Annotated in this window: 22 protein-coding genes; 14 read left to right on the top strand and 8 right to left on the bottom strand. The window is 39.1% G+C overall.

The features are described from left to right. Position 1: 1 nt before the first annotated feature. Both ushA and ATS76_RS19325 read right to left on the bottom strand, forming a co-directional pair. Positions 2-1,627, bottom strand: a complete 1,626-nt coding sequence (ushA, locus tag ATS76_RS16700) for a bifunctional UDP-sugar hydrolase/5'-nucleotidase UshA (protein WP_058552975.1) — start codon at positions 1,625-1,627, stop codon at positions 2-4. A 92-nt stretch (positions 1,628-1,719) separates the two neighbouring features. After that, complete coding sequence (locus tag ATS76_RS19325; RefSeq protein ID WP_006791686.1) at positions 1,720-1,890, bottom strand: hypothetical protein; 171 nt, start codon at positions 1,888-1,890, stop codon at positions 1,720-1,722. 219 nt (positions 1,891-2,109) lie between these two features. Between ATS76_RS19325 and ATS76_RS16695 the strand changes: the two genes are divergently transcribed. After that, positions 2,110-2,883 carry a peptidylprolyl isomerase gene (locus ATS76_RS16695; RefSeq protein WP_058552974.1) on the top strand — a complete coding sequence of 258 codons (774 nt, stop codon included), beginning with the start codon at positions 2,110-2,112 and terminating at the stop codon, positions 2,881-2,883. Between the two features lie 50 nt (positions 2,884-2,933). On the opposite strand, the gene ATS76_RS16690 is transcribed toward ATS76_RS16695, so the two are convergent. After that, entirely contained in the window at positions 2,934-3,350 is a 417-nt protein-coding gene (locus ATS76_RS16690) for an MAPEG family protein (protein ID WP_058404074.1), read from the bottom strand. Positions 3,351-3,524: 174 nt separating this feature from the next. On the opposite strand from ATS76_RS16690, the gene ATS76_RS16685 reads away from it, so the two are divergent. Further along, the gene (locus tag ATS76_RS16685; protein WP_058552973.1) at positions 3,525-6,410 is read left to right on the top strand and encodes an insulinase family protein; all 2,886 of its coding nucleotides are present in this window, start codon (positions 3,525-3,527) and stop codon (positions 6,408-6,410) included. 304 nt (positions 6,411-6,714) lie between these two features. Here ATS76_RS16685 and ATS76_RS16680 read toward each other — a convergent pair whose 3' ends face one another. The 4 genes from ATS76_RS16680 to ATS76_RS16665 form a co-directional block, all read right to left on the bottom strand. Next, positions 6,715-7,323 carry a PqiC family protein gene (locus tag ATS76_RS16680; RefSeq protein WP_058552972.1) on the bottom strand — a complete coding sequence of 203 codons (609 nt, stop codon included), beginning with the start codon at positions 7,321-7,323 and terminating at the stop codon, positions 6,715-6,717. After that, positions 7,323-8,978, bottom strand: coding sequence for an intermembrane transport protein PqiB (gene pqiB / locus ATS76_RS16675; RefSeq protein WP_058552971.1), 1,656 nt, complete (start codon positions 8,976-8,978; stop codon positions 7,323-7,325). The genes ATS76_RS16680 and pqiB overlap by 1 nt, the downstream gene beginning before the upstream one ends. Beyond that, positions 8,975-10,141: a paraquat-inducible protein A gene (locus tag ATS76_RS16670; RefSeq protein ID WP_235590947.1), complete on the bottom strand. Its 1,167-nt coding sequence runs from the start codon at positions 10,139-10,141 to the stop codon at positions 8,975-8,977. The genes pqiB and ATS76_RS16670 overlap by 4 nt, the downstream gene beginning before the upstream one ends. A gap of 487 nt (positions 10,142-10,628) precedes the next feature. Next, positions 10,629-11,444, bottom strand: coding sequence for a thioesterase family protein (locus ATS76_RS16665; RefSeq protein WP_058552970.1), 816 nt, complete (start codon positions 11,442-11,444; stop codon positions 10,629-10,631). Positions 11,445-11,685: 241 nt separating this feature from the next. On the opposite strand from ATS76_RS16665, the gene dnaK reads away from it, so the two are divergent. From dnaK to ATS76_RS16620, 9 genes are all read left to right on the top strand, one after another. Continuing rightward, positions 11,686-13,602 (top strand): molecular chaperone DnaK, encoded by a 1,917-nt coding sequence (gene dnaK / locus ATS76_RS16660; RefSeq protein ID WP_058552969.1) that lies wholly within the window; start codon positions 11,686-11,688, stop codon positions 13,600-13,602. Positions 13,603-13,803: 201 nt separating this feature from the next. Next, entirely contained in the window at positions 13,804-14,943 is a 1,140-nt protein-coding gene (dnaJ, locus tag ATS76_RS16655; RefSeq protein ID WP_058552968.1) for a molecular chaperone DnaJ, read from the top strand. A gap of 88 nt (positions 14,944-15,031) precedes the next feature. Beyond that, the gene (gene ybaK / locus ATS76_RS16650; protein WP_058552967.1) at positions 15,032-15,493 is read left to right on the top strand and encodes a Cys-tRNA(Pro) deacylase; all 462 of its coding nucleotides are present in this window, start codon (positions 15,032-15,034) and stop codon (positions 15,491-15,493) included. A 104-nt stretch (positions 15,494-15,597) separates the two neighbouring features. Continuing rightward, positions 15,598-16,002, top strand: coding sequence for a DUF1761 domain-containing protein (locus tag ATS76_RS16645; RefSeq protein ID WP_058552966.1), 405 nt, complete (start codon positions 15,598-15,600; stop codon positions 16,000-16,002). 56 nt (positions 16,003-16,058) lie between these two features. Continuing rightward, complete coding sequence (locus tag ATS76_RS16640) at positions 16,059-16,436, top strand: response regulator (RefSeq protein ID WP_058552965.1); 378 nt, start codon at positions 16,059-16,061, stop codon at positions 16,434-16,436. A gap of 110 nt (positions 16,437-16,546) precedes the next feature. Further along, entirely contained in the window at positions 16,547-16,798 is a 252-nt protein-coding gene (locus ATS76_RS16635; RefSeq protein WP_058552964.1) for a hypothetical protein, read from the top strand. A 150-nt stretch (positions 16,799-16,948) separates the two neighbouring features. Beyond that, positions 16,949-17,212: a CBU_0592 family membrane protein gene (locus ATS76_RS16630; protein WP_058404086.1), complete on the top strand. Its 264-nt coding sequence runs from the start codon at positions 16,949-16,951 to the stop codon at positions 17,210-17,212. Positions 17,213-17,418: 206 nt separating this feature from the next. Continuing rightward, the gene (locus tag ATS76_RS16625; protein ID WP_058552963.1) at positions 17,419-18,885 is read left to right on the top strand and encodes an SLC13 family permease; all 1,467 of its coding nucleotides are present in this window, start codon (positions 17,419-17,421) and stop codon (positions 18,883-18,885) included. 138 nt (positions 18,886-19,023) lie between these two features. Further along, complete coding sequence (locus ATS76_RS16620) at positions 19,024-20,442, top strand: coniferyl aldehyde dehydrogenase (protein WP_058552962.1); 1,419 nt, start codon at positions 19,024-19,026, stop codon at positions 20,440-20,442. 70 nt (positions 20,443-20,512) lie between these two features. Here the strand turns inward: ATS76_RS16620 and ATS76_RS16615 are convergent, their stop codons facing one another. Continuing rightward, positions 20,513-21,238: a tetratricopeptide repeat protein gene (locus ATS76_RS16615; RefSeq protein WP_006791705.1), complete on the bottom strand. Its 726-nt coding sequence runs from the start codon at positions 21,236-21,238 to the stop codon at positions 20,513-20,515. A gap of 411 nt (positions 21,239-21,649) precedes the next feature. Here ATS76_RS16615 and ATS76_RS16610 point away from each other — a divergent pair, with 411 nt between their 5' ends. The 3 genes from ATS76_RS16610 to ATS76_RS16600 all read left to right on the top strand — a co-directional run bounded on the left by ATS76_RS16610 (position 21,650) and on the right by ATS76_RS16600 (position 24,297). Beyond that, the gene (locus ATS76_RS16610) at positions 21,650-22,510 is read left to right on the top strand and encodes a DUF6279 family lipoprotein (protein WP_058553096.1); all 861 of its coding nucleotides are present in this window, start codon (positions 21,650-21,652) and stop codon (positions 22,508-22,510) included. 167 nt (positions 22,511-22,677) lie between these two features. Then, positions 22,678-23,697 (top strand): XdhC family protein, encoded by a 1,020-nt coding sequence (locus ATS76_RS16605; protein WP_058552961.1) that lies wholly within the window; start codon positions 22,678-22,680, stop codon positions 23,695-23,697. A 3-nt stretch (positions 23,698-23,700) separates the two neighbouring features. After that, on the top strand, positions 23,701-24,297 hold the full coding sequence (locus ATS76_RS16600; protein WP_058552960.1) for a nucleotidyltransferase family protein: 597 nt from the start codon (positions 23,701-23,703) through the stop codon (positions 24,295-24,297). Positions 24,298-24,470 lie beyond the last annotated feature (173 nt).

Below are 24,470 nucleotides of genomic sequence, written 5' to 3'. Positions count from 1 at the left end.
TTTATTTAGGGGCAAACTCAGCCGCTTTTATTGGGCTGTGTTGCGATATAAACGTTTTAAGTGCTTGGGCGTCCGTTTCGTCAGTACTTACAAAGCCTTTTAACGTATTTATAGTAGGGTAACCATCACCACCAGAAGCGTTGTAACTATTTAAACTCATACGGTATGTTTTGTTTTTATCAAACGGTTTACCATTAATAAATACGTTTGTAAGCTTGCCATCTTTGCGTTCAAACGAAAGCTTGTGATATTGCAAGTAAGCGCCAGCGTCAGCAGGAAAGCTTGTAACTGTGTTTAAGTAATCCCATAGCTCAGCGCCTTGCCAGTCCATATAGGTTATACGATTTTTAAAAGGGTGAACTTTTAATATGTCTTTATAACTTATTTCACCCGCATTGATTGAACTGCGAATACCGCCACCACTTATTAACCCAAAATCTGCACCCACAACGTTCATCTGTGCTTGGATAATAACGCGAGCAAGGTTAGTTTGTTGATAGCGTACTTTGTTTCTATCGCCTTCTAATCTAGCATCTACCGAGCCAATAGTGCCTTCAATTTGCTTTGCGCCAATCGCTTGGTACTTAGCTAAAAACGATTTTAATTCAGGGTCTGGCTCAATATATTCGTTCGCAAGGACTTCTTTTAATGTGCCGTCAGCTTGTGTTTTTTCAACATATAAATTAACTGGCATTAACTTATAATCCAGTAGGCTCAATTCACCATTTTCTAATTTGAACTCAGCTTTACCAACGTACTTACCCCATTCATGAGCTTGCATGATCCACGTGCCATTTTGCTGATCGGGTTTACACGCTAGACCAGGTTTAAAATTATCATCGTTTACATTGTTTGATGCCATACAGACGGGTTCTTGAGAGTGACCACCGATGATCATGTCAAGCGTGTTAGTAGGTAATGAGCGGGCAAGTGTTACATCCCCTGGTGCATTGATACCATGGTTAGCATCAATAAAATGGCCCATGTGCGTTACAGCAATAGTAATATCTGGGTTGTACTTTGCTTTTATTTCTTCAGCTAATTTAGCAGTTACTGAAACGGGGTCTATAAATTCTAAATGACCAATATATTGAGGGTTACCTATTTTGGCTGTGTCGGTTGTCGTTAGGCCAATAACAGCAATTGACAACCCATTTTTTTTAAATATTTTGTAAGGGGTAAAGGCATTTTTACCAGATGATTTTTCAATTATATTTGCTGATAAAAGAGGGAAGTTAGCCCAAGTTTGCTGTTTTTCTAATACACTCAGCGGGTTATCAAATTCATGATTACCTAATGCCATTGCATCGTATCCAAGTAAAGACATACCTTTAAAGTCAGGTTCTGCATACTGTAAATCAGATTCTGGTATACCTGTATTTATGTCGCCACCTGATAGCAGTAAAACGGCATGACCTTTCTTTTTAGCTTCACTGCGTAATTGATCCAGTAGTGTTTTGCGAGCAGCCATACCGTATTCGCCTTTTTCGTTATGCCAAAAGCGACCATGATTATCGTTAGTATGAAGCACGGTTAAGTATTGTGTAGAAGATGTTTTTTCATTAGTTGTGGCAGATGTGCATCCCAGTACACCCAAAATGATCGAAAAAATAAAAATTATGCGCATAAAATACCTGTGTATTAAGTTGTACTTAATGTTGTAGGTGGCTAGTTTAAACTAGTTTGAAATATAAAAAAGGCAGATATTTATATTTTTGGCTAATTACGGCTCGTAGCCGCATTTTCCCTGCGTTTGAGTTCTTGGCTAGCGTAATGTGACTTTTCGTGTTTTGTAGCAACCATCCAATTTAAAAAGCTTGCTGGGAGTTTGGTGTATGCTTCGCCTTTGTGTAGGCCAAAGTCGCAAATTGTGTGTGGTGTGTGTGTCATGTGTATCCGTTATCTCTGTTATTTAATAATTAACAATGAGCAAAGTTAAACATTTACTCGGTTTACATATTCATAGAAAATATAAATCAATATTGTGTAATTGAAATGTTACCAGAACGGTCTAATTTGTATCAACTATCTTAATGCTATCGATTTTTTGAGTCAGTAACCTTAACCTAAACAAAACTTATTTTAAAAAATATAATAATAGGATCTAACATGAAAAAACGTTTACTGGGTTCATTGCTCGCTTCATTAAGCTTTGCTAGCCATGCAACCATAGTCGAAATGCAAACCAGCCAAGGCACAATTGAGATTAATTTATTTGACCAGCAAACACCAAAAACTGTAGAAAATTTTTTAAGTTATGTTCAAGACGACTCATACAATGAAACAGTTATTCATCGTTCAATAGACAATTTTGTTATTCAAGGCGGTGGTTTTACATTTTCAGACACACTTGACCCAATAACAACTAAACCTGCTGTTATCAATGAACCTGTATTTTCTAATGTCAAAGGTACTATTGCCATGGCTAAGTTAGGGGGCAACCCTAATAGTGCTACTAGCCAGTGGTTTTTTAATATGGCTAATAATAGCGGGGGAAGTGCGGCACTTGATACGCAAAATGGTGGTTTTACAGTGTTTGGACAAATCACAGCAGAAAGTCAGGAAACGCTTGATAAAATTGCGGCCCTTGTTCATTGCGGTGAAACACCAGTAGTCGATATAACAACAGAGCAATGTGCCAGCAGTGATGTGTCTATTAGTAGTGCTAATTTAGTAACAATCCAAAGCGTTACAGTATTAGATGACGATCCTAATTCGGCAGCCGGATTGACTGTTGTTGAAAATACGCTGATTGATGCCGATAACTCTGATAACTCTGATAACTCTGATAACTCTGATGGCTCAGGCGGTAGCTCGGGTGGGGCTTTAATATGGCTTCTGGGTGCTTTTTTGTTAGCTGTACCACGCCTTAAAAAGAAGTAACCTTACCCACAGCAATATAATGCGCAGCTAGTATATAGCTGCGCCCTATATTAAATAAATAGCCGCCAAATCATCGCAAGCCACATCGCAAATACAGACACGCAGCCAATTAAAAACACGTTAAATCGAGCTCTTACGTTATTTGTTCCTAAATGAATAATACTATGTAAAATGCGTGTTGCTACAAATGCGCAGGCCAAAATTGCAACCACTACGCTTGCACTGTTTAATTGCAAAGCTAATAAGCAACCTACATAAAATAAAACCGGTATTTCAAATTGGTTGGTAAAGTTTCTATCGGCCACCCTTACATGGTCACCTGCGTTATCTAATCGCATCGTTGCAAAATCTTTTAAATTGAGCTGCTTATTTTTAGCTGCTGCAAAGCGTCTTCTCCCCATAATAATCATTACAGCTAAAGAGAGGGTGACTTGCACAAACATGGCAAGTATTATTATTTTTTCCATTGTAGTTCCTTGTTATTGTTTTAATTAGTAAGTATGCAGGCATTTTTCACAATGTGTTACACAAAATAACGCTAATTGCTAGAAACTGATCAGCACAAAGTGTTAGTTTATACTATTAAACTTGCTTTTGAATTAGCATAACCTATTTTGCATCATGCTTTTAATGGAAATAAAATGAAAAAAATTATTTGTCTAAGTGCCATTGCACTCGCTGTTCTTAGCGGTTGTTCGAATACGCCTTCATCGGTAGCAACCTCGCCAAAAGCATCATTATTGTCAGACACCTTAGTGGTAAGCCCAAATGATAATAGAGAATATAAAACACTAAAGCTTGCTAACGAGATTGAGGTTATTTTGGTTTCTGATCCAAGTGCAGAGAAGTCAGCAGCATCGTTAAGTGTTGGTGTGGGTTTACTGCATGACCCTATGTCTCAACAAGGTATGGCGCATTATTTAGAGCATATGCTTTTTTTAGGTACAGAGCGATACCCTGACACAAAAGGGTATTCAGATTTCATGACCAAAAATGGTGGGGCGCATAACGCCTATACATGGCTTGAAATTACAAACTATATGTTCAAAATAAATAACGATGCCTTTGATGAAGGGCTTGACCGTTTTTCTGACTTTTTTAAAGCCCCTAAGTTATACCCAGAATATACAGAAAAAGAAAAAAACGCAGTAAATGCTGAGTGGTCAATGCGACGTGAAATGGACTTTTTTGGCCAATTTAAATTAGCACGTAAGATGATGAGTGAGCATCCAGCTAATCGTTTTTTAATTGGTAACCTAGAAACACTAGGCGACAAAGAAGGCAGCTCGCTTCATCAAGAAACTGTCGACTTTTACAATAAATATTACTCGTCGAATATTATGAAGGTGGCGCTTATTTCTAATTTGCCAATTGCAGATATGGAAATAAAAGCGCAAAAGTACTTTGCTGATATAAAAAATAAAAATATTGAAAAACCAACTGTTACGGCCGAACTTGATTTTGATAAAGCCGGTGGTAAACGCGTATTTTACTCGCCAAATGAAGATGTAAAACAGTTAAAGCTTGATTTTACTATTACCAACAACAGCGATGAGTTTGCCGTAAAACCAAACCGCTTTGTTTCATACTTACTTAGTAATGAAATGCCGGGTAGCCCTGCGCAAATACTCAGAGATAAGGGCTGGGTTTCACAGCTATCGGCATCAGCTTCACCTACACAATATGCAAACTATGGTGCGTTGACGGTTGATATAGAGCTTACTGATTCAGGTATGCAAAACCGCGAAGCAATTGTTGCAGTTGTTATGCAATATATTGATTTAATTAAAAAGGAAGGGGTCGATAGCAAGTACTTTAACGAAATACGTACGTCGCTCAATAACCAATTTAAATTTTTAGAAAAGGGTGACGAGTTTAACTATGTAAGTGCCCTTACGGGTAGCATGCAGGTTTACCCACTTAATCACACGATTAACGCACCTTACCACTATGCAAAATTTGATGCCGACGCTGTTAACAATGTGCTAAACCAGCTTAATGCAGATTCGCTACGTATTTGGTATATTTCACAGCAAGAGGAAACAGACTCTCAGTTATATTTTTACGACGGTAAATATCGTATAAACGACATTAGCACTGATGAAATAGCAAGCTGGAATAAGCCAAGTGAGTTTAAATTAGCGCTCCCTAGTGTGAACAACTTATTACCTGAAAGTTTTGCAATTAAAACGGCTGAATTTAAAGAGCAAAAACACCCAAAGCTTGTTTACGATAAACAAGGCATAAAAGTATGGCGTCAAGCTAGCCAAAAATTTGCCGAGCAACCTAAAGGGTTAGTTGAGGTATACATAAATACTCAACCAGGTCTGAGCGATATCAGTGCTGAAGTACTCTATTCTGTGTGGGCAGATTTATATAACATTCAGCAAAGCCAATTAAGTACTGAAGCTGCGGTCGCGGGTATGGGCGTAAGGCTTGCACCAAGTAATGGGCTTGTATTATCACTTAATGGATTCACTGATAAGCAAGATGTATTGCTTAAGCAGGCATTGAGTGGATTAAACGTTGAAGCTTCTGCGCAAGCATTCGAGCAAGCTATTGATCGTTACACTCGTGACTTGTTGAATCAACAAAAGCAATTTCCTTATGCTCAAGCCTTTGGTGCTTACTCTAAGTTAACACGCACGGGTAGTTTTGATACCGATGAATTAATTAAAACTGCAAAATCATTGCGTGTTGCTGACTTAACAAAGTTACAACAAGCCACATTTTCTAACAATGATTTACGCGTATTTAGCTACGGTAATTATAACCAGCAAGATATAGAGTCAATAGCAGGCGAACTCACAGCTGTTTTACCTAAAAATCATACGGTAAGCGAGTTTGCTCGTAGTAAAGCGTGGTTGCCACAACCTGGTGAAACGTTAGTATTACAAAAGGATATAGATGTAGCCGATGTTGCTGTGGTTGATATGACCGTTCACCCAATACCGGGTTATAAACAAAAAGCTCAAGCTGCTGTATTACGTGATCACTTTAGAACGATCGCATTTGACAAAATGCGTACCGAAGAGCAACTAGCTTATGCAGTAGGCGCTATTGCAAGTCCAATTGAAGATTATTCAGCGGTTGGTTTGTTTATTCAAACGCCTGTAAAAGGCCCTAAGGAAATTCAAGCTCGCTTCGACCAGTTCAAAAAAGAGTACGCGGTAGAGCTTGATAACATGAGCACTGATACATTTTTACAGCTTAAAAATGCGACTGTGGTGTCACTTAAAGAGCAACCTAAAAACTTAAACGATGAAATGGGTCCTTTGATCAGCGATTGGTACCGAGAAAACTTTAATTTTGACTCCAAACAAAAGCTAATTGATGAAGTAGAAAAAGTAACGCTTGCAGATATAAAACAGTACTACAAGCAAACCATGCTAAACCCACAAGCAGCGCGCTTAAACGTGCAGCTGCGCGGTACTAAGTTTATTGAAAGTGACTTTGCTGATTTACCTGATCAAACCAAAATCACTACGCTTGATGCTTATTACAATGGTATTAAGTTACAAAAATAAGATTGATAAATAGATCAAAAAATAAACCCCCAGTGTATTGCTACATTAGGGGTTTTATTTATTTCACTCTACCTATAAGTATTTATGCCATAACAATAAAGCCAAGAAAGCCAATAAAGCTGTTATTAATGTGTACGGCAATTGCGTTACTGCATGGCTCATTAAGTTACAGCCAGAGCCTTGAGCTGCAAGTACAGTAGAGTCTGAAAAAAACACGTGGCTACAAATTATGACACAGATAATAACAATGTTTATTAGTGTCTATTATTAAAGTTAGATTTTAACAGTGTAGGCAAGGCGGTTATTAAAGTCGTGCTTGCTCTATCGCTTTAGCCACATCTAAGTTTATGTTTAGCCATGTTTGTTCAAGCGTGGCAACTAAACTATCGTAGCCATCGTCTTTTATGGGGAGCACGCTAGAGAAATTATGCACACTAATCAAGCGGCGGCCGGTTTCTGGGTGAGTATAATATAAGCGCCATAGTCCAGAGATATCAGCATTGCCTTGCATATCACCATTAAAATGGTGAATTTCGTACTCCAGCTCGTAAAACGTTTGCTGATCAAGCTCGGTTATTACAGGTAGCCCTTTAATAACCATCCAAGAGGGCATATTTTTAAATAAAGTTTGTTGGGCAGTGGCAGTAAGCATAACGTCAGGAGACTCGCCCCATAAATGATAGTTTGCAGCATGAATTTGATTATTATCAATTTTCATCGCTATGCCTAAATTATTTAATGCGCCTCTTAATACCACAGTTTGTACTCTCAACTGTGCGCTGGTTTCACTAACATTACGAGACGATGATTCAATAGGCTGTTCAAATTGGTAGTACTGCGTTGTGGTTTGTATTGCTGAACTACAGCCCGACAATACTAAAAGCACACTTGTTATTAGTAATAGCGTTTTCATTATTGCTTCCTTGGTATTGGATCTGCGGGCAGCGCTTTGTCAAAAATCAGCATGTTTGGTTGCTCATTTAAACCGCGTGTCAAAGGTTGTATTTCTTCACTTAAGCGCTTAAATTCACGCAGTGTTTGTTGCAATTGGTGGTGGAATTCAGACCCAGCTTGATAACTTGCCATAGTTTTGTCAAATTGACGCATAGTCACTTCAAACTGCTCCATGCTTTTGGTCATTTTTGCAAAGTTGCGATTTATATCACCAGGTAAGTTTTGAGTATCTTTTTCATTTAATAGCGTGCGCATTTCATTAGCAAGAGACTGGTAGTCGGCAAAGGCAACTTGTATTTGCGCTAAGCTTTCTTCAACTTTTAAATTATTTACTTTGTTTAATACATCAGAAACTTGGTCGGCAAGAACGGTAATCCCACTTGATACACTAGGAAAAACGGTGTACTGGCCCAGTTTTTCAAAGCCAGCTTCTGGTGCGTCGGGGTACATGTCAAAATCAACATAAACTGCGCCGGTTAGTAAATTACCGGGCTTTAAAGAGGCGCGCATACCAATGTCTATCCAGCCCTTTAAGCTATCTTTCCAAAAGTCTTTAGCGGTTGCGCTATGGTGATAAATACGTCCATATTCTATTTTTATCAGCACAGGCACTGATGTATTTGCACTTTTAAAGTGGGCTGGTTTGCCATCAACAATTATGTTTGCGGGGGCTTCAACCACTGTACCAATACGGATCCCTCGGTATTCAACCGGGGCGCCGGGTCTGAGTCCTCTAATAGATTGTTCAAAATCTATTATGTAATAGTCAAAGTCGTAAAAGCGTTCTTCGAGTGCTTCTTTATAGCTTTGACTAAGTGAAAAGTTGTGGCCATCGTTAGCTATTTCACCCGGTGTTTGGTTATCGGGTAAGCCAACTGAAATCCCTCCTTTTAAAAGCTTACTTAAAGAACCCGTATTAATATTTATGCCATCGGCAGATAAATCAATTTCTATACCGGCGTTGACCCAAAAAATCGAATTGTTGGTAATTAAGTTTTGGTAAGGCGCTTTTATAAAGATACCGTATTTCATTGCTTGGTTTTCCCAATCAAATGTAGCAGTCTCTATTTGGCCAATTTTATAATTTTTAAAAAATATCCCGGTGCTAACATCAAGTACCTCTGCGTTATAGCTAAGTAATTGGAAGCGACCGCCTTGCACGTCTTTGCCAATGAGCGCAGGCTCTTCTTGGAGGATGAAATGTTCTTTTAGGTTTTCACTTTCACCAGGTGCAAACTCTAAGTAAACTCCAGATAATAAGGTGCTCATTCCACTTATACCGGTTTCATCAATACGTGGCTTTACTACCCATATTTTAGCGTCGTCGGTGAGTAGGTCGTCATAGTTTTTATCTATTTGAGCCCGCGCAATAACACTGTCTTGAGAGTCGGATAAACGTACGCTGTCAATTTGTCCTATTTTTACACTGCGCACTTTTATCTCTGTTTTACCTGCAATAATGCCCTCGGCTTGCGGCATTTCTATATATATAGTGGGGCCTTTATTTGCTTGGTATTGATAAAGCATCCATACACCGACAAAAAGCGCTATGGCTGGAATAATCCAGATAGCAGAGATTTTTGGTTCATCTGTTACTTGGGCGGTTTCGGTCATGTTTTGGTCTCTGATGATTTATTTTTAGGTGAATCCCATAACAGGCGTGGATCAAATGAGTGAGCAGCCATCATTTGGCATATTACCATAACGGTGAAAAATGCAATGCCTAAACCTGGTGTCACTGACATTAAATTACCCAGCTGCACTAGCGCTACTAAAATGGCGACAACAAAAACGTCTATCATTGACCATTTACCAATAAACTCAGTGAGTTGGTAAATTCTAGTATAGCTTTTAGTATGCCTGTTTGCGGGTTTTGTTACCATAATACACAAAAAGCTTAGTACACATGCTTTGGCTAAAGGAACAACAACACTCGCAAAAAAAATAATACCCGCAATAGGGTAAGAACCACTTTTCCAGAGTAAAATAACCCCGCCGATAAGTGTCGATGGGGTTTCATCACCCAAGCTCGTGGTATTCATAATAGGCAATACGTTTGCTGGTATATAGCAAACAATAGAAGTAATGAGCCAAGCGGTTGCTTTTTGAACGCTATGAGGGTTACGTACATGTGTTTTAGTGTGGCATCGTTGGCATATGTTACTGGTACAAAGCTGATGACACACATGGCAGGCTTTAATATTTTCGTCAATTGCACGCTTAGCGTGTTCAACACCCTCTAACTTCTTTTCGGGTTTAATTTGTGCCCATAGCCTTGGGCGATTTAAGTGCACTAAAGCGGCAATATATAAAAAAACAAAGCCAGCGTAGGCCCAAAAACTTGCGCCAAAGCTTATATCAGCTAAAGACATAATTTTAACCATGCTGACTAACACACCAATTAAAAATATCTCAGACATAATCCATGGCTCAAGTGCCAAAGTAAACTTAAGTAACCGACGAGCAATACCCTGTGGTAATGTTTTTAAAATACCTAAGTGAAGCGGGATCAAAATAATTAATAAACTCATTGGCAACGCAATAATGCTTAAATCAATAAAAAGCCCCAATAATTCACTATCGTAATTGAACAATATTCGGGCTGCATCGGGTAGGGTAATCGTTTGGGTTATGCCATTACTACTAAAGGATAAAAAAGGGTAAAACATACTGCTTAATAGCATGAGTAGGGCACTAAAACTCAAGGCCACTATGCGATTATCGTGGTTTACGTTTGCTTCGCACAATTTATGATGACAATGCGGGCATATCGCCATTTGCTTAGCAATAACTCTTGGTATATCGATGATCAGGTCGCAGCAGGGGCAAACAGTTTGCAAATTAGTACCAACCAACAAGGCATTTACTTGATTTTGCAATATTTGGGGCTGTAATACAACGCGAACAATTAATTTTTGGATACAGGCCAAGCAATAAAGTATCTGATTGGACTACTTTTTTATATATGGGTTTGTTGACCTTTCAAGATTAAGTTTGCTGCACCAGTCTGTTTGGTATTCAGGCAAGGCAGATCCTATGTAGTGTGGTTATTCACCATAAATTGGCGATAACGCAGTATTAATACCAAACAGGCGCTGCCCAAGGTGGGCTTCCTAGGGGCTATTTACGCTTTGCTGCCTACATAGATGTAAGCCAGAAGAATAAGACAAGAGCAATTACCGAGCCCACTGGGTTACAAACCTGGCGCCGCGATTAAATAGCCTCTAGTTTGAACACATTTCAATCCGCAAAGATCAATAGACCCTAATCAAAAACGGCAACCGTTTGGCGTGTAAGGGCAATAAGCTCACCTGATTGTGACCAAATACACCCATCTTCTAAACCATACCCATCTTTAGAGTGATGCGTGATCGCTTCAAAACCAAGCCACTCGCCAGGCGTTAAATTGGGGGATTGAACAAACTCTAAATACCACGACATACTACTTGCAGGCCCGGGTTGCTTAAACATTTGTAATAACGTGGGCGGCCATGCATCGGTTAATGCAATGATATGCGCCTCTGTAATGGTCTCGGGTGTGTGTTTAAGTCGCATCCATCCACCTAAATGTGATGTGTCTGCCCCTGTAAAAGGCATTGCGCCTTGTTGCGGGCATAAATCCACGTGTTGAAAAAATTCAGGCATTTGGCCTTTTATAAAGGGTAGCTTATGGCGCTCGTTAACGGGGCTTAAACCTAAGGTCTTTGAAACAGGAACATCAATAGCTGACTCTCTATTTTTAGCAAAACAAGCCTGAACAATGACGGCTACTTGCTCATTTTGAATAGCTTTAGCGAGTACTTGCGTACTGTTTTTACCCTCACGTAATATTTCAACGTAAAGTGAAAAAGGGGTATCGGCTAATAAAGGCCCCACAAAATTGGTACTCAATGAAAGAAGGCGGCGGTCATTACTCACTTGGCCTCTAATAGCTTGATATAACAATGCAGCTGATAAACCACCAAAAGCGGTTCTTCCTTGACACCAATTTTCAGGAAATTGCATGGTAAGCGTTGATTGTTCGATTTTATCTGATTGACCTATTTTAGCGGCTTGCTCAAGTAGTTGGTCAAAGTGCATGGGAAATATCCTTTAAAAGTGCAATTTAATAAATTTATAACACAACCAAACTGGTCAGGCCAGTAATTAAAGGCGTGTCAAACGCTCTAAAAATCATCATTCCTTACAATTATTAGGGTTATTTTGTAAATAAATCATAAAAAATGAATTTTTTTTCATTTTTACAGTTGAATTAGTTTTATGGCATCCCTATTTACTAGTCATCGAACGTATTAACGAATTTTGAAGTTGGAGAAGTTTCATGGGTAAAATTATCGGAATCGATTTAGGTACTACAAACTCTTGTGTTGCAGTACTTGATGGTGACAAAGCACGTGTTATTGAAAACGCGGAAGGCGATCGCACAACCCCGTCTATTATTGCTTACACGCAAGACGGTGAAACATTAGTAGGTCAATCTGCTAAGCGTCAAGCGGTTACTAACCCTACAAACACATTATTTGCAATTAAGCGTTTAATTGGTCGTCGTTTTGAAGACGAAGAAGTACAACGCGATATCGGTATTATGCCGTTTAAAATCATTAAAGCTGATAACGGCGATGCGTGGGTAGAAGCAGGCGGCGAAAAACGCGCTGCACCACAAATCTCTGCTGAAGTACTTAAAAAAATGAAAAAAACAGCTGAAGACTTCCTAGGTGAAGAAGTAACTGAAGCTGTAATCACAGTACCTGCATACTTTAACGATTCACAACGTCAAGCAACGAAAGATGCTGGCCGTATTGCGGGTCTTGAAGTTAAACGTATCATCAATGAGCCAACTGCTGCGGCACTTGCTTACGGTATGGATAAAAACCGTGGCGAAAACATCGTTGCAGTATATGACTTAGGTGGCGGTACTTTCGATTTATCAATCATTGAAATTGATGAAGTTGAAGGCGAGCACACTTTTGAAGTACTTGCTACAAACGGTGATACTCACTTAGGTGGTGAAGATTTCGATAACCGCGTAATCAACTACTTAGTAGCTGAATTCAAGAAAGATCAAGGTTTAGACTTAAAAACAGATCCTCTTGCAATGCAACGTGTTAAAGAAGCTGCTGAAAAAGCAAAAATTGAACTGTCATCTGCACAATCAACTGAAGTAAATCTTCCGTATGTAACTGCTGATGCATCTGGTCCTAAGCACATGAACGTGAAACTAACACGTGCTAAGCTTGAATCACTAGTTGAAGATTTAGTAACTAAATCTTTAGAGCCACTTAAACGTGCACTTGCTGATGCTGATTTATCAGTAAGCGACATCAACGATATCATTCTTGTTGGTGGCCAAACACGTATGCCTTTAGTACAAAAAACAGTTGCTGATTTCTTCGGTAAAGAACCACGTAAAGACGTAAACCCTGATGAAGCAGTTGCAGTAGGCGCGGCAATTCAAGGTGGTGTACTTGCTGGTGACGTTAAAGATGTACTATTACTAGACGTTTCGCCATTATCTCTTGGTATCGAGACAATGGGTTCTGTAATGACAGCACTTATTGAGAAGAACACGACGATTCCTACTAAGAAATCGCAAACTTTCTCAACAGCAGAAGATAACCAGTCTGCCGTAACCATTCATGTGTTACAAGGTGAGCGTAAACGTTCAAGCGACAACAAATCTCTAGGTCAATTTAACTTAGAAGGTATTCGCCCAGCACAACGTGGTACACCACAAATCGAAGTAACATTTGATGTTGATGCGGATGGTATCTTACATGTATCTGCTAAAGATAAAGATACAGGTAAAGAGCAAAAAATCACGATTCAAGCCTCTTCTGGTTTAAGCGATGAAGAAGTTGAAAAAATGGTTCGCGACGCAGAAGCACACGCTGAAGAAGACAAAAAGTTTGAAGAGCTTGTCGCTGTTCGTAACCAAGCTGATGCAATGGTTCACGGTACACGTAAGCAAGTTGAAGAAGCGGGTGATGCACTACCAAACGAAGACAAAGAAGCCATTGAAGCTGCAGTTGTAGACTTAGAAGCTGCAATTAAGAGCGACAATAAAGAAGAAATTGAAGCTAAAACGCAAGCACTTGCAGAAAAGTCTCAAAAGCTAATGGAAATTGCTCAAGCTAAAGCGCAGCAAGGCCAAGCAGATGCAGGTGAGCAACAACAATCAGCTAAGCAAGATGATGACGTTGTTGATGCAGAGTTTGAAGAAGTAAAAGACGACAAGTAATTGTTGCTGACGCTTCTAGCTAACCAAAAACACTTAACTCGGTTAGGTGTTTAGGTTAGGATGAACAAATGAGGCGCGCGAGCAATAGCTTGTCGCGCCTTTTGCATGTATTTAAGGTTCATAATTCAATGATAAATCGATGAGATTTATCGGTTTATCCCGCAGCTTACGCTGCAAAATAGAAAGAGTAGTGTGATAGATATGTCAAAACGCGATTATTACGAAGTCCTCGGCGTAAGCAAAGATGCGAGTGAGCGAGACATAAAAAAAGCGTATAAACGCTTAGCGATGAAATATCATCCAGATCGTACCGCAGGCGATAAAGAGCTTGAGACCAAGTTTAAAGAAGTTAAGGAAGCGTACGAAATACTAACTGACGACCAAAAACGTCAGATGTACGATCAATATGGTCACGCAGCCTTTGAACAAGGTGGTGGCGGTGGTCATGGCGGCTTTGGTGGCGGCCATGGTGACTTTGGTGATGTATTTGGTGATGTGTTTGGTGATATTTTTGGTGGCGGCGGTGGTCGACGTCAATCTCGTCAACAACGTGGATCTGATTTACGTTACAACATGGACTTAACGCTTGAAGAAGCGGTTCGTGGAAAAGAAGTAGAAATTAAAGTACCTACATGGGTAAGCTGTGATCCTTGTGATGGTAGCGGTGCAAAAGCAGGTTCTAAACCTAAAACGTGTACAACCTGTCATGGTGCTGGCCAAGTACAAATGCGTCAAGGTTTCTTTGCCGTTCAGCAAACGTGTCCTACGTGTCAGGGGCAAGGTCAAATTATCTCAGACCCTTGTAATAGCTGTCATGGTCAAGGTCGTGTAGAAAAAACTAAAACACTGTCGGTTAAAATACCAGCAGGCGTTGATACGGGCGACCGTATTCGCTTATCTGGTGAAGGTGAAGCCGGTGTGCATGGCGCACCAGCAGGTGACCTATACGTACAAGTGTCAGTGAGAGAACACGAGATTTTTGTACGTGAAGGTAATAATTTATATTGTGAAGTCCCTATTAGCTTTACTACATCTGGCTTAGGCGGTGAGATTCAAGTACCGACCCTTGATGGTCGTGCAAAACTTAAAATACCGTCAGAGACACAAACGGGCAAAATGTTCCGTATGCGTGGCAAAGGTGTTAAGTCTGTTCGAAGCGGTGCGCAAGGCGATTTAATTTGTAAGGTGGTTATTGAAACACCTGTCAATCTCAACGAGCGCCAACGTGAACTACTTAAAGAGTTAGAAGAAAGCATGGGCACAGATAGCTCAAAAAACCGTCCTAAAGAGCAAGGCTTTTTTGATGGTGTTAAAAAGTTTTTTGATGACTTAACTAAATAAACATGATTATGGTTTTAAAAACGGTGCTTTACAGCGCCGTTTTTTTTGCTTTAAATTTGCTAACTCCTCAGTAAAAAGTGAAAACGAAATGACGCCTGCAATCGCACTACTAGAAAAACAAAAAATAAAGTTCGAAATACTGAGCTATGAGCACGATGCAAAGAATGGTCACTATGGTTTAGAGGCGGTTGAAAAACTTAATTTAAATAGCGAGCAGGTATTTAAAACACTGGTACTAGAAACACATGAAGGCCAGTTAATACTGGCTATAACCCCCGTATCTAAACAAGTTAATCTTAAGCTGCTTGCTAAAGTAGTAAAGACAAAAAAAGTGGCCTTGGCCGCGCCTCAAAAAGTAAATGCAAGTACCGGTTATATACTTGGAGGTGTAAGCCCGCTTGGTCAAAAAAAACGCCTTCAAACCTACATACATAATAGTGCCATAGAGTTTGATAGTGTATATGTAAGTGCGGGTAAGCGTGGGTTGGAGTTAAAGTTAGCCATAGACGATATAGTTGAATTAACACAAGCCACGTTTGCATTGTTTTAATTGTTTGTAGTTATTTAAGTGTCGGTTACATTTTAGTATTTGCTGCTTTAGTTAATATTAACTACATTAAAAAGACGTTAGGATTCAGGAAACTTCAGTGCAGTATGAATTTCTCGGATATTAATTTCATTTCAATACTAGTAGCCGCGCTTTCATCGTTTACGCTAAGTAATGTTTGGTATTCAAATATGTTATTTAGACAAGCGTGGTTAGAAAGTTGTGGACTAACAGAGCTAGACTTTCAAGGCGCTAGCAAAAATAAAGCATTTGTGGGTACGTTTTTGTTCTCGTTTGTATCTGCTTTTTTACTATCGATATTTTTAGGAAACGATTCAGATATAGGTTTAAGCGTGGTTACTGGATTTTCTATTGGGTTATTTTGGGTGAGCAGCTCTTTGGGTTTAAGTTATATTTATGAGCAGCGTCCAGTGAAACTTTTTTTGATAAACAGTGGTTACTATGTAAGCCAATTTTCGTTAATGGGATTAATTATAGGTGGTTGGCCTTAATTGATTTATAAATACAAAACTGTTTATCTTTTTACTTATTCAGGCAACTATATAATATGAAAATACTCGTTGTTGATGATATGCCACTGATGCGACATGTATTAATTAACATGCTTAGAAATTTAAAATACCTTGATTTAGTTGAAGCAACAGATGGTATGCAAGCGCTTACATTATTAAAAAAGCAGCCGTTTGATTTAGTTATCACAGATTTATATATGCCAAAAATGGATGGCAAAGATTTACTCAATAGAATAAGAAATGACGAACAGCTTACCTCAACCCCTGTCTTAATGGTGACATGCGAAGATAATTCTAAAACTATAAAAAATGTAATTGCAGCTAAAGTATCAGGCATTATTGTTAAACCCTTTAGCCTTAAATGCCTCGCTGATCACTTAGACCATGTTTTAGCTACTGCCAATAAGTCGTGAACTGGGCGGTTTAAACACTTTCTAGTCATTGCGGTTGTTTTAATTTACAGGCAACCAAATTAAACTTACCTTATTTAACCTTAAATATAATTGTCAATTACGGAGGTGTTTTGGCACAACCAAACAAAAAAGGCCCTACAAAAACCGTTGATATTTTTTGCTCTTCATGTAAAGCGCAGCTTTTTAAATACCGAAAAGGAGGCAAAGGAGCACTTGTTAAATGTTTTAAAGAACGTATATCTCAAGACTTCACAAAAACCCCGTGTATTTGCCCAAGTTGTGAGCGGGCTTTTGCAAGGCCCGCTTTAATTCGCGGTGCACCTGCCTATAAAATGATTGGTGGAAAAGTTACATTTAAATAAGCTAAAAACATAAGCGGACATATGCCCTTGTTTGAATCTACTTTGTTGTTATGATCGCCCGGTTTTGCTGTTTCAATGAATGAAAATATACCCTCCCCATGGACTGGGCCAGTTTTTTGGGTTATTTAAAAATGGATAAAGGATAGTTTCGTGATAGCACTCTTATTTGACATCATCGGTATGACAGGCACTTTTTTAGTTGTAGGGTCGTTTTTTTTACTTCAGTTAGGTAAAACAACACCGACCAGCCTGACATACAACATGATGAACTTAACAGGAGCGATTTTATTATTAATTAGCCTCTGTTATAACTTTAATTTGGCAAGCTTTGTGATAGAAATATTTTGGATCGCAGCCTCATTAATTGGTTTATATAAGTACCTAAAAAATAGATCAGCATTAGCGACTAGTTAATTTTGATATGTTCGCCGTAGGCCTTTTGTTTACGGCGTTTCTTTAAATCCCCTTTTTGATTTTTTTATTCCTTAAATTTTTACACTCTCACTAAACGCTTTAAATATTTTACTTTATATTTATTGTTTTGGCTGATGTGTATCCATTTGACAAGTCCTCACCATCTTATTTACTGTAACGTCTGTTAAAAAGCTTTTGGCGCAGTAATGTTAAGCAATCTAAACAATATTAATCAAACATATTCAATTATCCGAAGCTTGTGGTTATGGCTTGGCCCCATTGTCATGCTGTTAACCTGTTTATTAGAGCCGCCAAGTGGCCTGTCTAATACAGCCTTCAAAACAGCCGGTTTAGCGTTTTGGATGGCCTCTTGGTGGGTAACTGAGATTGTGCCTATTCCTGCGACTTCATTGTTACCGCTCGTCATAACGCCACTTGTAGGTATTGCTCCTATCAAAATTACAGCAGCACCTTATGCACATCCACTCATATTTTTATTTTTGGGTGGTTTTTTAATATCAATAGCTATGGAGCGTTGGGGGCTACATAAACGAATTGCGTTAACCACTATGCTCTATGCGGGTAAAAAGCCTAGCTTACAAATATTAGCCTTGATGCTAGTAACAGCATTTTTATCTATGTGGATGTCAAACACAGCAACAACGGTGATGATGTTGCCCATCGCGTTATCAATTATTCATTTAGTGAGTAATTCTGATTCTAGTGAAAATGAATTTGCAAAAGCATTACTGTTATCAATTGCCTATGGTGCCAGCATTGGTGGTATTGCTACGTTAATAGGAACACCGCCTAATGCCCTTATGGCAGCTTACTTATCTGAAAGTTACCAAATTGAAATTGGCTTTGGGCAGTGGATGATGGTAGGTGTACCTTTAGCAATTGTCATGTTGTTGGTGTGCTGGATATGGCTTACTAAATTTAGCTATCAAGTTGATAAAAATGCAGAAGACATACTAGACAGTAAAACCATGTTTGTTGATGAGCTTGCAGCACTCGGATCGTTGCAACGCGCAGAAAAAGGGGTGTTTTTAGTATTTGCACTGGCAGCGCTCTGTTGGATTTTTAGACCGCTATTAGCTGACTTATCGGGTCTTGGCATTTCAGATACAGCTATTGCGATTGCAGCAGCCTTGGTGTTATTTGTCTTGCCAGCTAAAAAGGGTAGTGACGAGCGTATTTTAGATTGGGCGAGTGCGTCTAAAGTGCCTTGGGGTGTGTTATTACTTTTTGGTGGGGGCTTATCATTAGCATCACAAATTAAATCTTCTGGTTTAGCGCAATACATTGCACAGATGATAGAAGGTACGAGTGCTATTCCGTTAGTTATGGGAATTTTTGTGGTTGTTGCGCTCATTACCTTTTTAACTGAAATAACGAGTAACACAGCCACGGCAGCTGGCTTTTTGCCGTTATTAGGCCCTGTTGCTGAAAGTGTTTTTGGTTCGCCCTTAGTATGGGTTATTCCTGCTGCTATAGCATGCAGTTGTGCGTTTATGATGCCTGTTGCAACACCACCAAATGCCATTGTGTTTGGCTCGGGTAAAATTAAAATTCGCGATATGATCAAAGCAGGCTTTGCACTTAACCTAGTCGCTATCGTGTTAATTACATTTGTAACAATAACGCTCGCAAAAACAGTATTTAATTTTTAAAATGGAGTCCCTATGCACCTCAAGCAAAGCGACTCTTAATCAGTATGTATGTTGTTGTAACAGGTAAATTAGTGTTATTGCTCGAAAAACAGAACAAGGTTATAGTCGACAATAACTTTAAAAATCGAGTAACCTATTTTGACGACAGACACAGCACAAACAGCTTCTTTATTAACGCAGTTTAATAGTTTGCAAAATGCGTTTTTAGATAACCCTTATCCTACAGTTCATTCTCGATTAGCCATTTTAAAAAAATTACGTTCGGGCATTGTAGAGCTTGAAGAAGAACTTATCAGTGCGGTATCTAAAGACTTTGGTTATCGTACTGCGTTTGATACCTTACTGGGGGATATTTTACCTACCGTGCAAGGGCTTTCGCACATAATTAAAAAGCTACCTAAGTGGTCAAAGCCTAGTAAACGTTCTGTGGGGCTTAGCCTATGGCCTTCAAAAGTGAGTGTTACCTATCAGCCAAAAGGCGTTGTAGGCGTTATCGCACCGTGGAATTATCCAATTCAACTTGCAGTTGTGCCAGTGATCACCGCAATTGCTGCGGGTAATAAGGTTATGTTGAAGCTGAGTGAATTTACTCCTCATACCAATGCTGTTTTAGAAAAGCTTTTTGATAATAAAATGAGCCAGCACGTATGTGTGGTCCAAGGTGGTAGTGACGTTGCAAGCGAATTTTCGTCCCTCCCTTTTGCACACTTATTATTTACCGGCTCTACAGGGGTTGGCAAATTAGTAATGAAAGCCGCCAGTAAAAACTTAACCCCCGTTACTTTAGAGCTTGGCGGCAAGTCACCAGTTATTATTACCGAGCAAGCCGATGTTAAAAAGGCAGCGCACGCACTTTTATTTGGAAAAATGGCGAATGCCGGTCAGATTTGTGTCGCGCCAGACTATGTATTTGTGCCTAAAACCTTAGAAAGCCAGCTCATTAAACAGCTATGTGAGCTTTATAAAAAGCATTTTAAGCAAGGTGTTGAAGGTAAAAATTTAACCTCTATTATTAGTGATTCGCATTATGCGCGTTTATCCGAATATTTGGTACAAGCACAAGCACTTGGGGCAAATGTCATTAAGCCACTTGAGCAAAATCAACAAGATGCAGATAAGCATCGTATGGGCCTGCATTTAGTCACAAACGTGAACGATGACATGCAACTTATGCAAGACGAATTATTTGGGCCTATATTGCCAATTAAGAGTTATGGGAAGTTAGAAGAAGTTCTTGATTATATTAAACAGCATCCTAACCCACTTGCTCTTTATATTTTAGGTCAAGATAAACAAGCGCAAGAGTACATTATTAAACAAACGCTCAGTGGCACCGTTGCCGTTAACGATACTCTGGTGCAAGTAACCGCTGACGACGCGCCATTTGGTGGCGTAGGTCACTCAGGTATGGGGCACTATCATGGTAAAGAAGGGTTTTTAACGTTTAGCCACGCTAAAAATACACTGGTTTCTGGTTCTTTTAACCCCCGTATAGGGTTGTTACTCAAGCAAAGCAAACTGCTAACTAAACTATTAAAGTGGCTATATATTAAGTAAAACAAATTTAAAAAAGCTGAACTCGTTATGCGCAATGACACTAAGTTCAGCTTTATTTGTATTGCTTGACTTAAAACAGACGCCCTTCGCCTGCATATGTGCCTGCAAGAATTTTAGTGTAAATTGCGTCGGCTTTTTCTTTTGCTTCTTCAATTTCTTTTGGTAGCATGGAACGCTCATCCAGCTTACGACTGTGGCTTGCTTGCATGTTGCCATTGTATTCGGCAATCGTATTCCATATGTATGACTTTTCGAGGTTTTTTGGCATTCCTAACCCCTCAAAGTACATAAGCGCTAAATTAAATTGCGCTAAAGAATAGTTATTACCTGCGGCTTTTTCGTACCATGTTTTAGCAAGTTTGTAATCGTGACTAACACCGTCACCATTTGAATACATAACACCTAAGTTAAACTGTGCGGCAGGCATGTTTTTTTTGGCTGCTTTTTCGAATAGAGATAAAGCCATTTGTTTATCTAATTTAACGCCTTTACCTTCATCGTATAATACCGCTAATGCAAACATTGAGTCTGCGTGGTTCTTTTTTACGCCTTTTTTGTATAGGTCGGCTGCTTTGTAATAATCGCGTGTAACGCCGTGGCCTTCTTCGTATAACTTAGCAAGTTCGTAAATGCCAGGTGCAAACCCTTTGTCGGCAAGGTATTCAAATTCTTTTAAAGCGAATTCAAAGCGACCTTCGTTTGCCGCAATAATACCTTCTTCAAGAGTCGCATTGGCAAAAGGGCTAGCAATTAAAGCACCCGTAAGTAATAACGTTTTTAAATTAAACTGTGACATAGCGATGTCTCCAACAAGTAATCGTTTCACTGTGAGTTAAATAAAACCATTTTCTTTGCAATACTATTGCACTCACACGTAATGAAGGGCGTATAACATTGCTGTATTTTAGGTTTATTGTATTGCTACAAAAAAATTAGCGTGCATTTAGGTTTAGATAAACACTGTGTGCCATTATAGCATAGCTCAAATCGGGGTTGTTTTACCTAACCCGTTTGATGTAATAAACGTAAGATACAGATATAACAGAAAATTTAAAAGAAATAACTAGGTCAAAGCACGGCTAAAAACGTGTTACTTTAATTTTATACTTTCGAGCTTACGTGCGATTAAAAAGAGCGTGTTCGTAATACGCAAGGTCATTATGTAAGTGCTTAGCTACGTTAAGCGTTTATGTTTGCAGAGGTGAAAATGTTTAAAACAATAAAAAATAAGTTGTCACATATAACTATTGCGTTAAGTGTACTGCTATTAACGAGTTGTTCTGCTTCGTTTACTTATAATAATTTAACATGGTTATCATCATTTTGGGTTGATGACTACGTCGATTTAAACAAACAACAGAACAAACAACTAAAAGAAATTATTAATACCACACAGCAATGGCACCGCGACACACAATTGCCAGCATACAAGCAAGATATTGAAAATTTAAAATTGTTGTTTAATCAACAACTCAATCATGCCCAATTAAAAGAGCAGGTTGTATTTGCCAGAACGCATTGGAAAAACCTTCTTGAACATGCGCATTACCCCCTTGCACAGCTAGGGTATACGCTTTCTAAAGAGCAACGCGACGAATTTATACAAAATATACAAGATCAAATTAACGAAGATCGTGAGCAATATAACGAACAATCTAGTAAAGAGCGCAAAACTAAACGCCTAGAAAACCAGCTAGACTACTATTCAGATTGGCTTGGTAAGCTCACTGACCAGCAAAAGCAACTCATTGCAGACGCAAATAATGAACACACAGAATCAGGGGCTCTTTGGCTCGATTACAAACAAACTCGCTTAGATGCGGCTAAAGTAATAATGCATAATAAAAGCTTACCAGAAAACGAGTTTGTAAATAAACTGAGCCACGTAATAAAAGAACGTGAGGCCTTTATGAGCGAAGAACAATTAGCTATAAATGCAACCAACCTCGATTTATATGTCAATTTATTAATCGAACTCGCTCCTACATTGAGCAACAAACAGCGCGAAAGTGTTAATGATGAATTTGACAGCCTGATTGAAACTCTAAACGATTTAATGGAATCGTAAATAGTAAACCTTTACAGTGGCTGATAATGCTTTATTTTATATAATATAAATATGATCTTATCGATTGGGTTCAACGTAAGTAAGGCGTTTTAAAGTTAGTCAGTTATTCACAGTAATATTTGTATATTTTGAAAAATACATAATTAAAGGACTCTAATGGCACATATATGGTAACTGATTTAAAAAGCATGCTGGCTACGTGGCACCCTTTGCGAGACGAACAGCAATGGGTATTGGCAACATTGTACAAAATTGAAGGCTCCAGCTACCGCAAGCTAGGCGCTATGATGCTTATTTCTAGCCTAGGCCAGCGTTTAGGTATGCTTTCGGGGGGGTGCCTAGAGGCAGATATTCAGCGCCACGCCAAACAAGTGATGACCTCTTTAAAATCAAAAACCATTACTTATGACGCAACTGATGAAGATGATTTAACTTTTCAATTAGGCATTGGTTGCGGTGGTATTGTTCATATTGTTTTACAGCCAGTGAATGCTGCCAATGAATACTTAAGTCTCGATTCAGTTTTTAATGCTCTAAAAGAAAAAGTGTCAGGTTACTATTCGCAACCAGTCCAACCTGTTTGTGCGTTGGGGCAGGGTTTTTTTTCAAAACGTAATATTTCTGATGGCCTTTCTGTTAATCGTAAAGCACAAATCATTGAAAAAAATAATCAGCATTGGCTACAAGTAGCCGTATACCCAGCCCCCCATATTTTAATTGTGGGTGGCGGTGCCGATGCTGTTGCAGTTTATTCGATAGCAAAGCAACTAGGTTGGATCGTGACCGTATGGGATCCGCGCGCAGCTAATGCTAAAAGGCAATATTTTCAGCAGGCAGATGCTATTTTACGTTGTCCCTCACAAGAGCTCACTCAATATTGTGAAATGCAAAAGGTAGATGCCAGCATATTAATGGCGCACAGTGTTGAGCTTGATGCAAATGCACTTTTTGCGTTGAGCCAATCTCATTTAAAATATATGGGATTGCTGGGTCCAAAGCACCGACGCGCACAGGTTTTTGAGCAAGCCAATACAGCTATTGAGGATGTTAAAGCACCTGTTTTTGGTCCTGTAGGACTTAATTTGGGTGGCGACTCGCCAGAAAGTATTGCATTGTCACTTATTAGTGAAATCCATGCTGTGCTTTCTAATAAAGATGCTAAATCCCTCAGTAATTGGGGCCAATAAAGTATGCGCATAGCAAAAGTATTGTTAGCCGCCGGGCAATCGTCTCGTTTTAATGGGTGTAAATTAATAGCTAATGTGGGCAACAATAAAAGCATGATCGCGCGTGCAGTTGAAGTTTTACAGCAGTTAGACGCAAGCCCTGTTTATATTGTTTCTGGTGCTTGGCATAGCGAAATTACTCAAGCGCTTAAGCACTGTAATAACATTGAAATAATCCATAATTTACATTGGCGGCAAGGTTTAGGTAAATCAATTGCGCTTGCAGCCAATCATTTAAAGCATAGTGGCGATTGGGATGGCATTTTATTTATGCTAGCAGATCAGGTTGAATTAGAGACTTGCGATATTCAGCTTTTAGTCACTCGATTTCAGAAAACTCCCACCCGATGGTGTGCTAACTACGGAAAGCGCTTAGGTGTGCCAGCAATATTTCCTTATGATGATTTTGATTTACTCACCACTTTAACGACTGACAAAGGTGCGCAACACTTACTTCGTGGCTCGGGTGATATTGTAAACAGCATTTTAATTAACCAGGCAAGCACAGATATAGACACTGTTGAGCAGTTAAAGCGCTATGCCTCTAAAATAGGGACTTAGTTGCTAACGTACACTATAGCTAATAAATCTATCGCAAGCAGGTTCGGGTTAAATAGAAAAAACAAACTAGACTTTAATTGAAATTTTTTAGATGCCTTGCAAATATAAGACGTCATTAATATTTGTAAGCGCAAAGGCATACTGCGCAGCGTGTAAACTTGCGTGCACTACTT

This window comes from Pseudoalteromonas sp. 10-33 (assembly GCF_001469195.1).
In the GTDB taxonomy this organism is placed as follows: Bacteria; Pseudomonadota; Gammaproteobacteria; order Enterobacterales; family Alteromonadaceae; genus Pseudoalteromonas.
Note: the sequence above shows the minus strand (reverse complement) of the source record. Positions and strands in the feature narration are given on the sequence as shown.

What these genes read in the sequence shown, in the direction of transcription:
- ushA (WP_058552975.1), bottom strand. Translation starts at nt 1,627, where the DNA reads ATGCGCATAATTTTTATTTTTTCGATCATTTTGGGTGTACTGGGATGC.
- ATS76_RS19325 (WP_006791686.1), bottom strand. Translation starts at nt 1,890, where the DNA reads ATGACACACACACCACACACAATTTGCGACTTTGGCCTACACAAAGGC.
- ATS76_RS16695 (WP_058552974.1), top strand. Translation starts at nt 2,110, where the DNA reads ATGAAAAAACGTTTACTGGGTTCATTGCTCGCTTCATTAAGCTTTGCT.
- ATS76_RS16690 (WP_058404074.1), bottom strand. Translation starts at nt 3,350, where the DNA reads ATGGAAAAAATAATAATACTTGCCATGTTTGTGCAAGTCACCCTCTCT.
- ATS76_RS16685 (WP_058552973.1), top strand. Translation starts at nt 3,525, where the DNA reads ATGAAAAAAATTATTTGTCTAAGTGCCATTGCACTCGCTGTTCTTAGC.
- ATS76_RS16680 (WP_058552972.1), bottom strand. Translation starts at nt 7,323, where the DNA reads ATGAAAACGCTATTACTAATAACAAGTGTGCTTTTAGTATTGTCGGGC.
- pqiB (WP_058552971.1), bottom strand. Translation starts at nt 8,978, where the DNA reads ATGACCGAAACCGCCCAAGTAACAGATGAACCAAAAATCTCTGCTATC.
- ATS76_RS16670 (WP_235590947.1), bottom strand. Translation starts at nt 10,141, where the DNA reads ATGGCGATATGCCCGCATTGTCATCATAAATTGTGCGAAGCAAACGTA.
- ATS76_RS16665 (WP_058552970.1), bottom strand. Translation starts at nt 11,444, where the DNA reads ATGCACTTTGACCAACTACTTGAGCAAGCCGCTAAAATAGGTCAATCA.
- dnaK (WP_058552969.1), top strand. Translation starts at nt 11,686, where the DNA reads ATGGGTAAAATTATCGGAATCGATTTAGGTACTACAAACTCTTGTGTT.
- dnaJ (WP_058552968.1), top strand. Translation starts at nt 13,804, where the DNA reads ATGTCAAAACGCGATTATTACGAAGTCCTCGGCGTAAGCAAAGATGCG.
- ybaK (WP_058552967.1), top strand. Translation starts at nt 15,032, where the DNA reads ATGACGCCTGCAATCGCACTACTAGAAAAACAAAAAATAAAGTTCGAA.
- ATS76_RS16645 (WP_058552966.1), top strand. Translation starts at nt 15,598, where the DNA reads ATGAATTTCTCGGATATTAATTTCATTTCAATACTAGTAGCCGCGCTT.
- ATS76_RS16640 (WP_058552965.1), top strand. Translation starts at nt 16,059, where the DNA reads ATGAAAATACTCGTTGTTGATGATATGCCACTGATGCGACATGTATTA.
- ATS76_RS16625 (WP_058552963.1), top strand. Translation starts at nt 17,419, where the DNA reads ATGTTAAGCAATCTAAACAATATTAATCAAACATATTCAATTATCCGA.
- ATS76_RS16615 (WP_006791705.1), bottom strand. Translation starts at nt 21,238, where the DNA reads ATGTCACAGTTTAATTTAAAAACGTTATTACTTACGGGTGCTTTAATT.
- ATS76_RS16610 (WP_058553096.1), top strand. Translation starts at nt 21,650, where the DNA reads ATGTTTAAAACAATAAAAAATAAGTTGTCACATATAACTATTGCGTTA.
- ATS76_RS16605 (WP_058552961.1), top strand. Translation starts at nt 22,678, where the DNA reads ATGGTAACTGATTTAAAAAGCATGCTGGCTACGTGGCACCCTTTGCGA.
- ATS76_RS16600 (WP_058552960.1), top strand. Translation starts at nt 23,701, where the DNA reads ATGCGCATAGCAAAAGTATTGTTAGCCGCCGGGCAATCGTCTCGTTTT.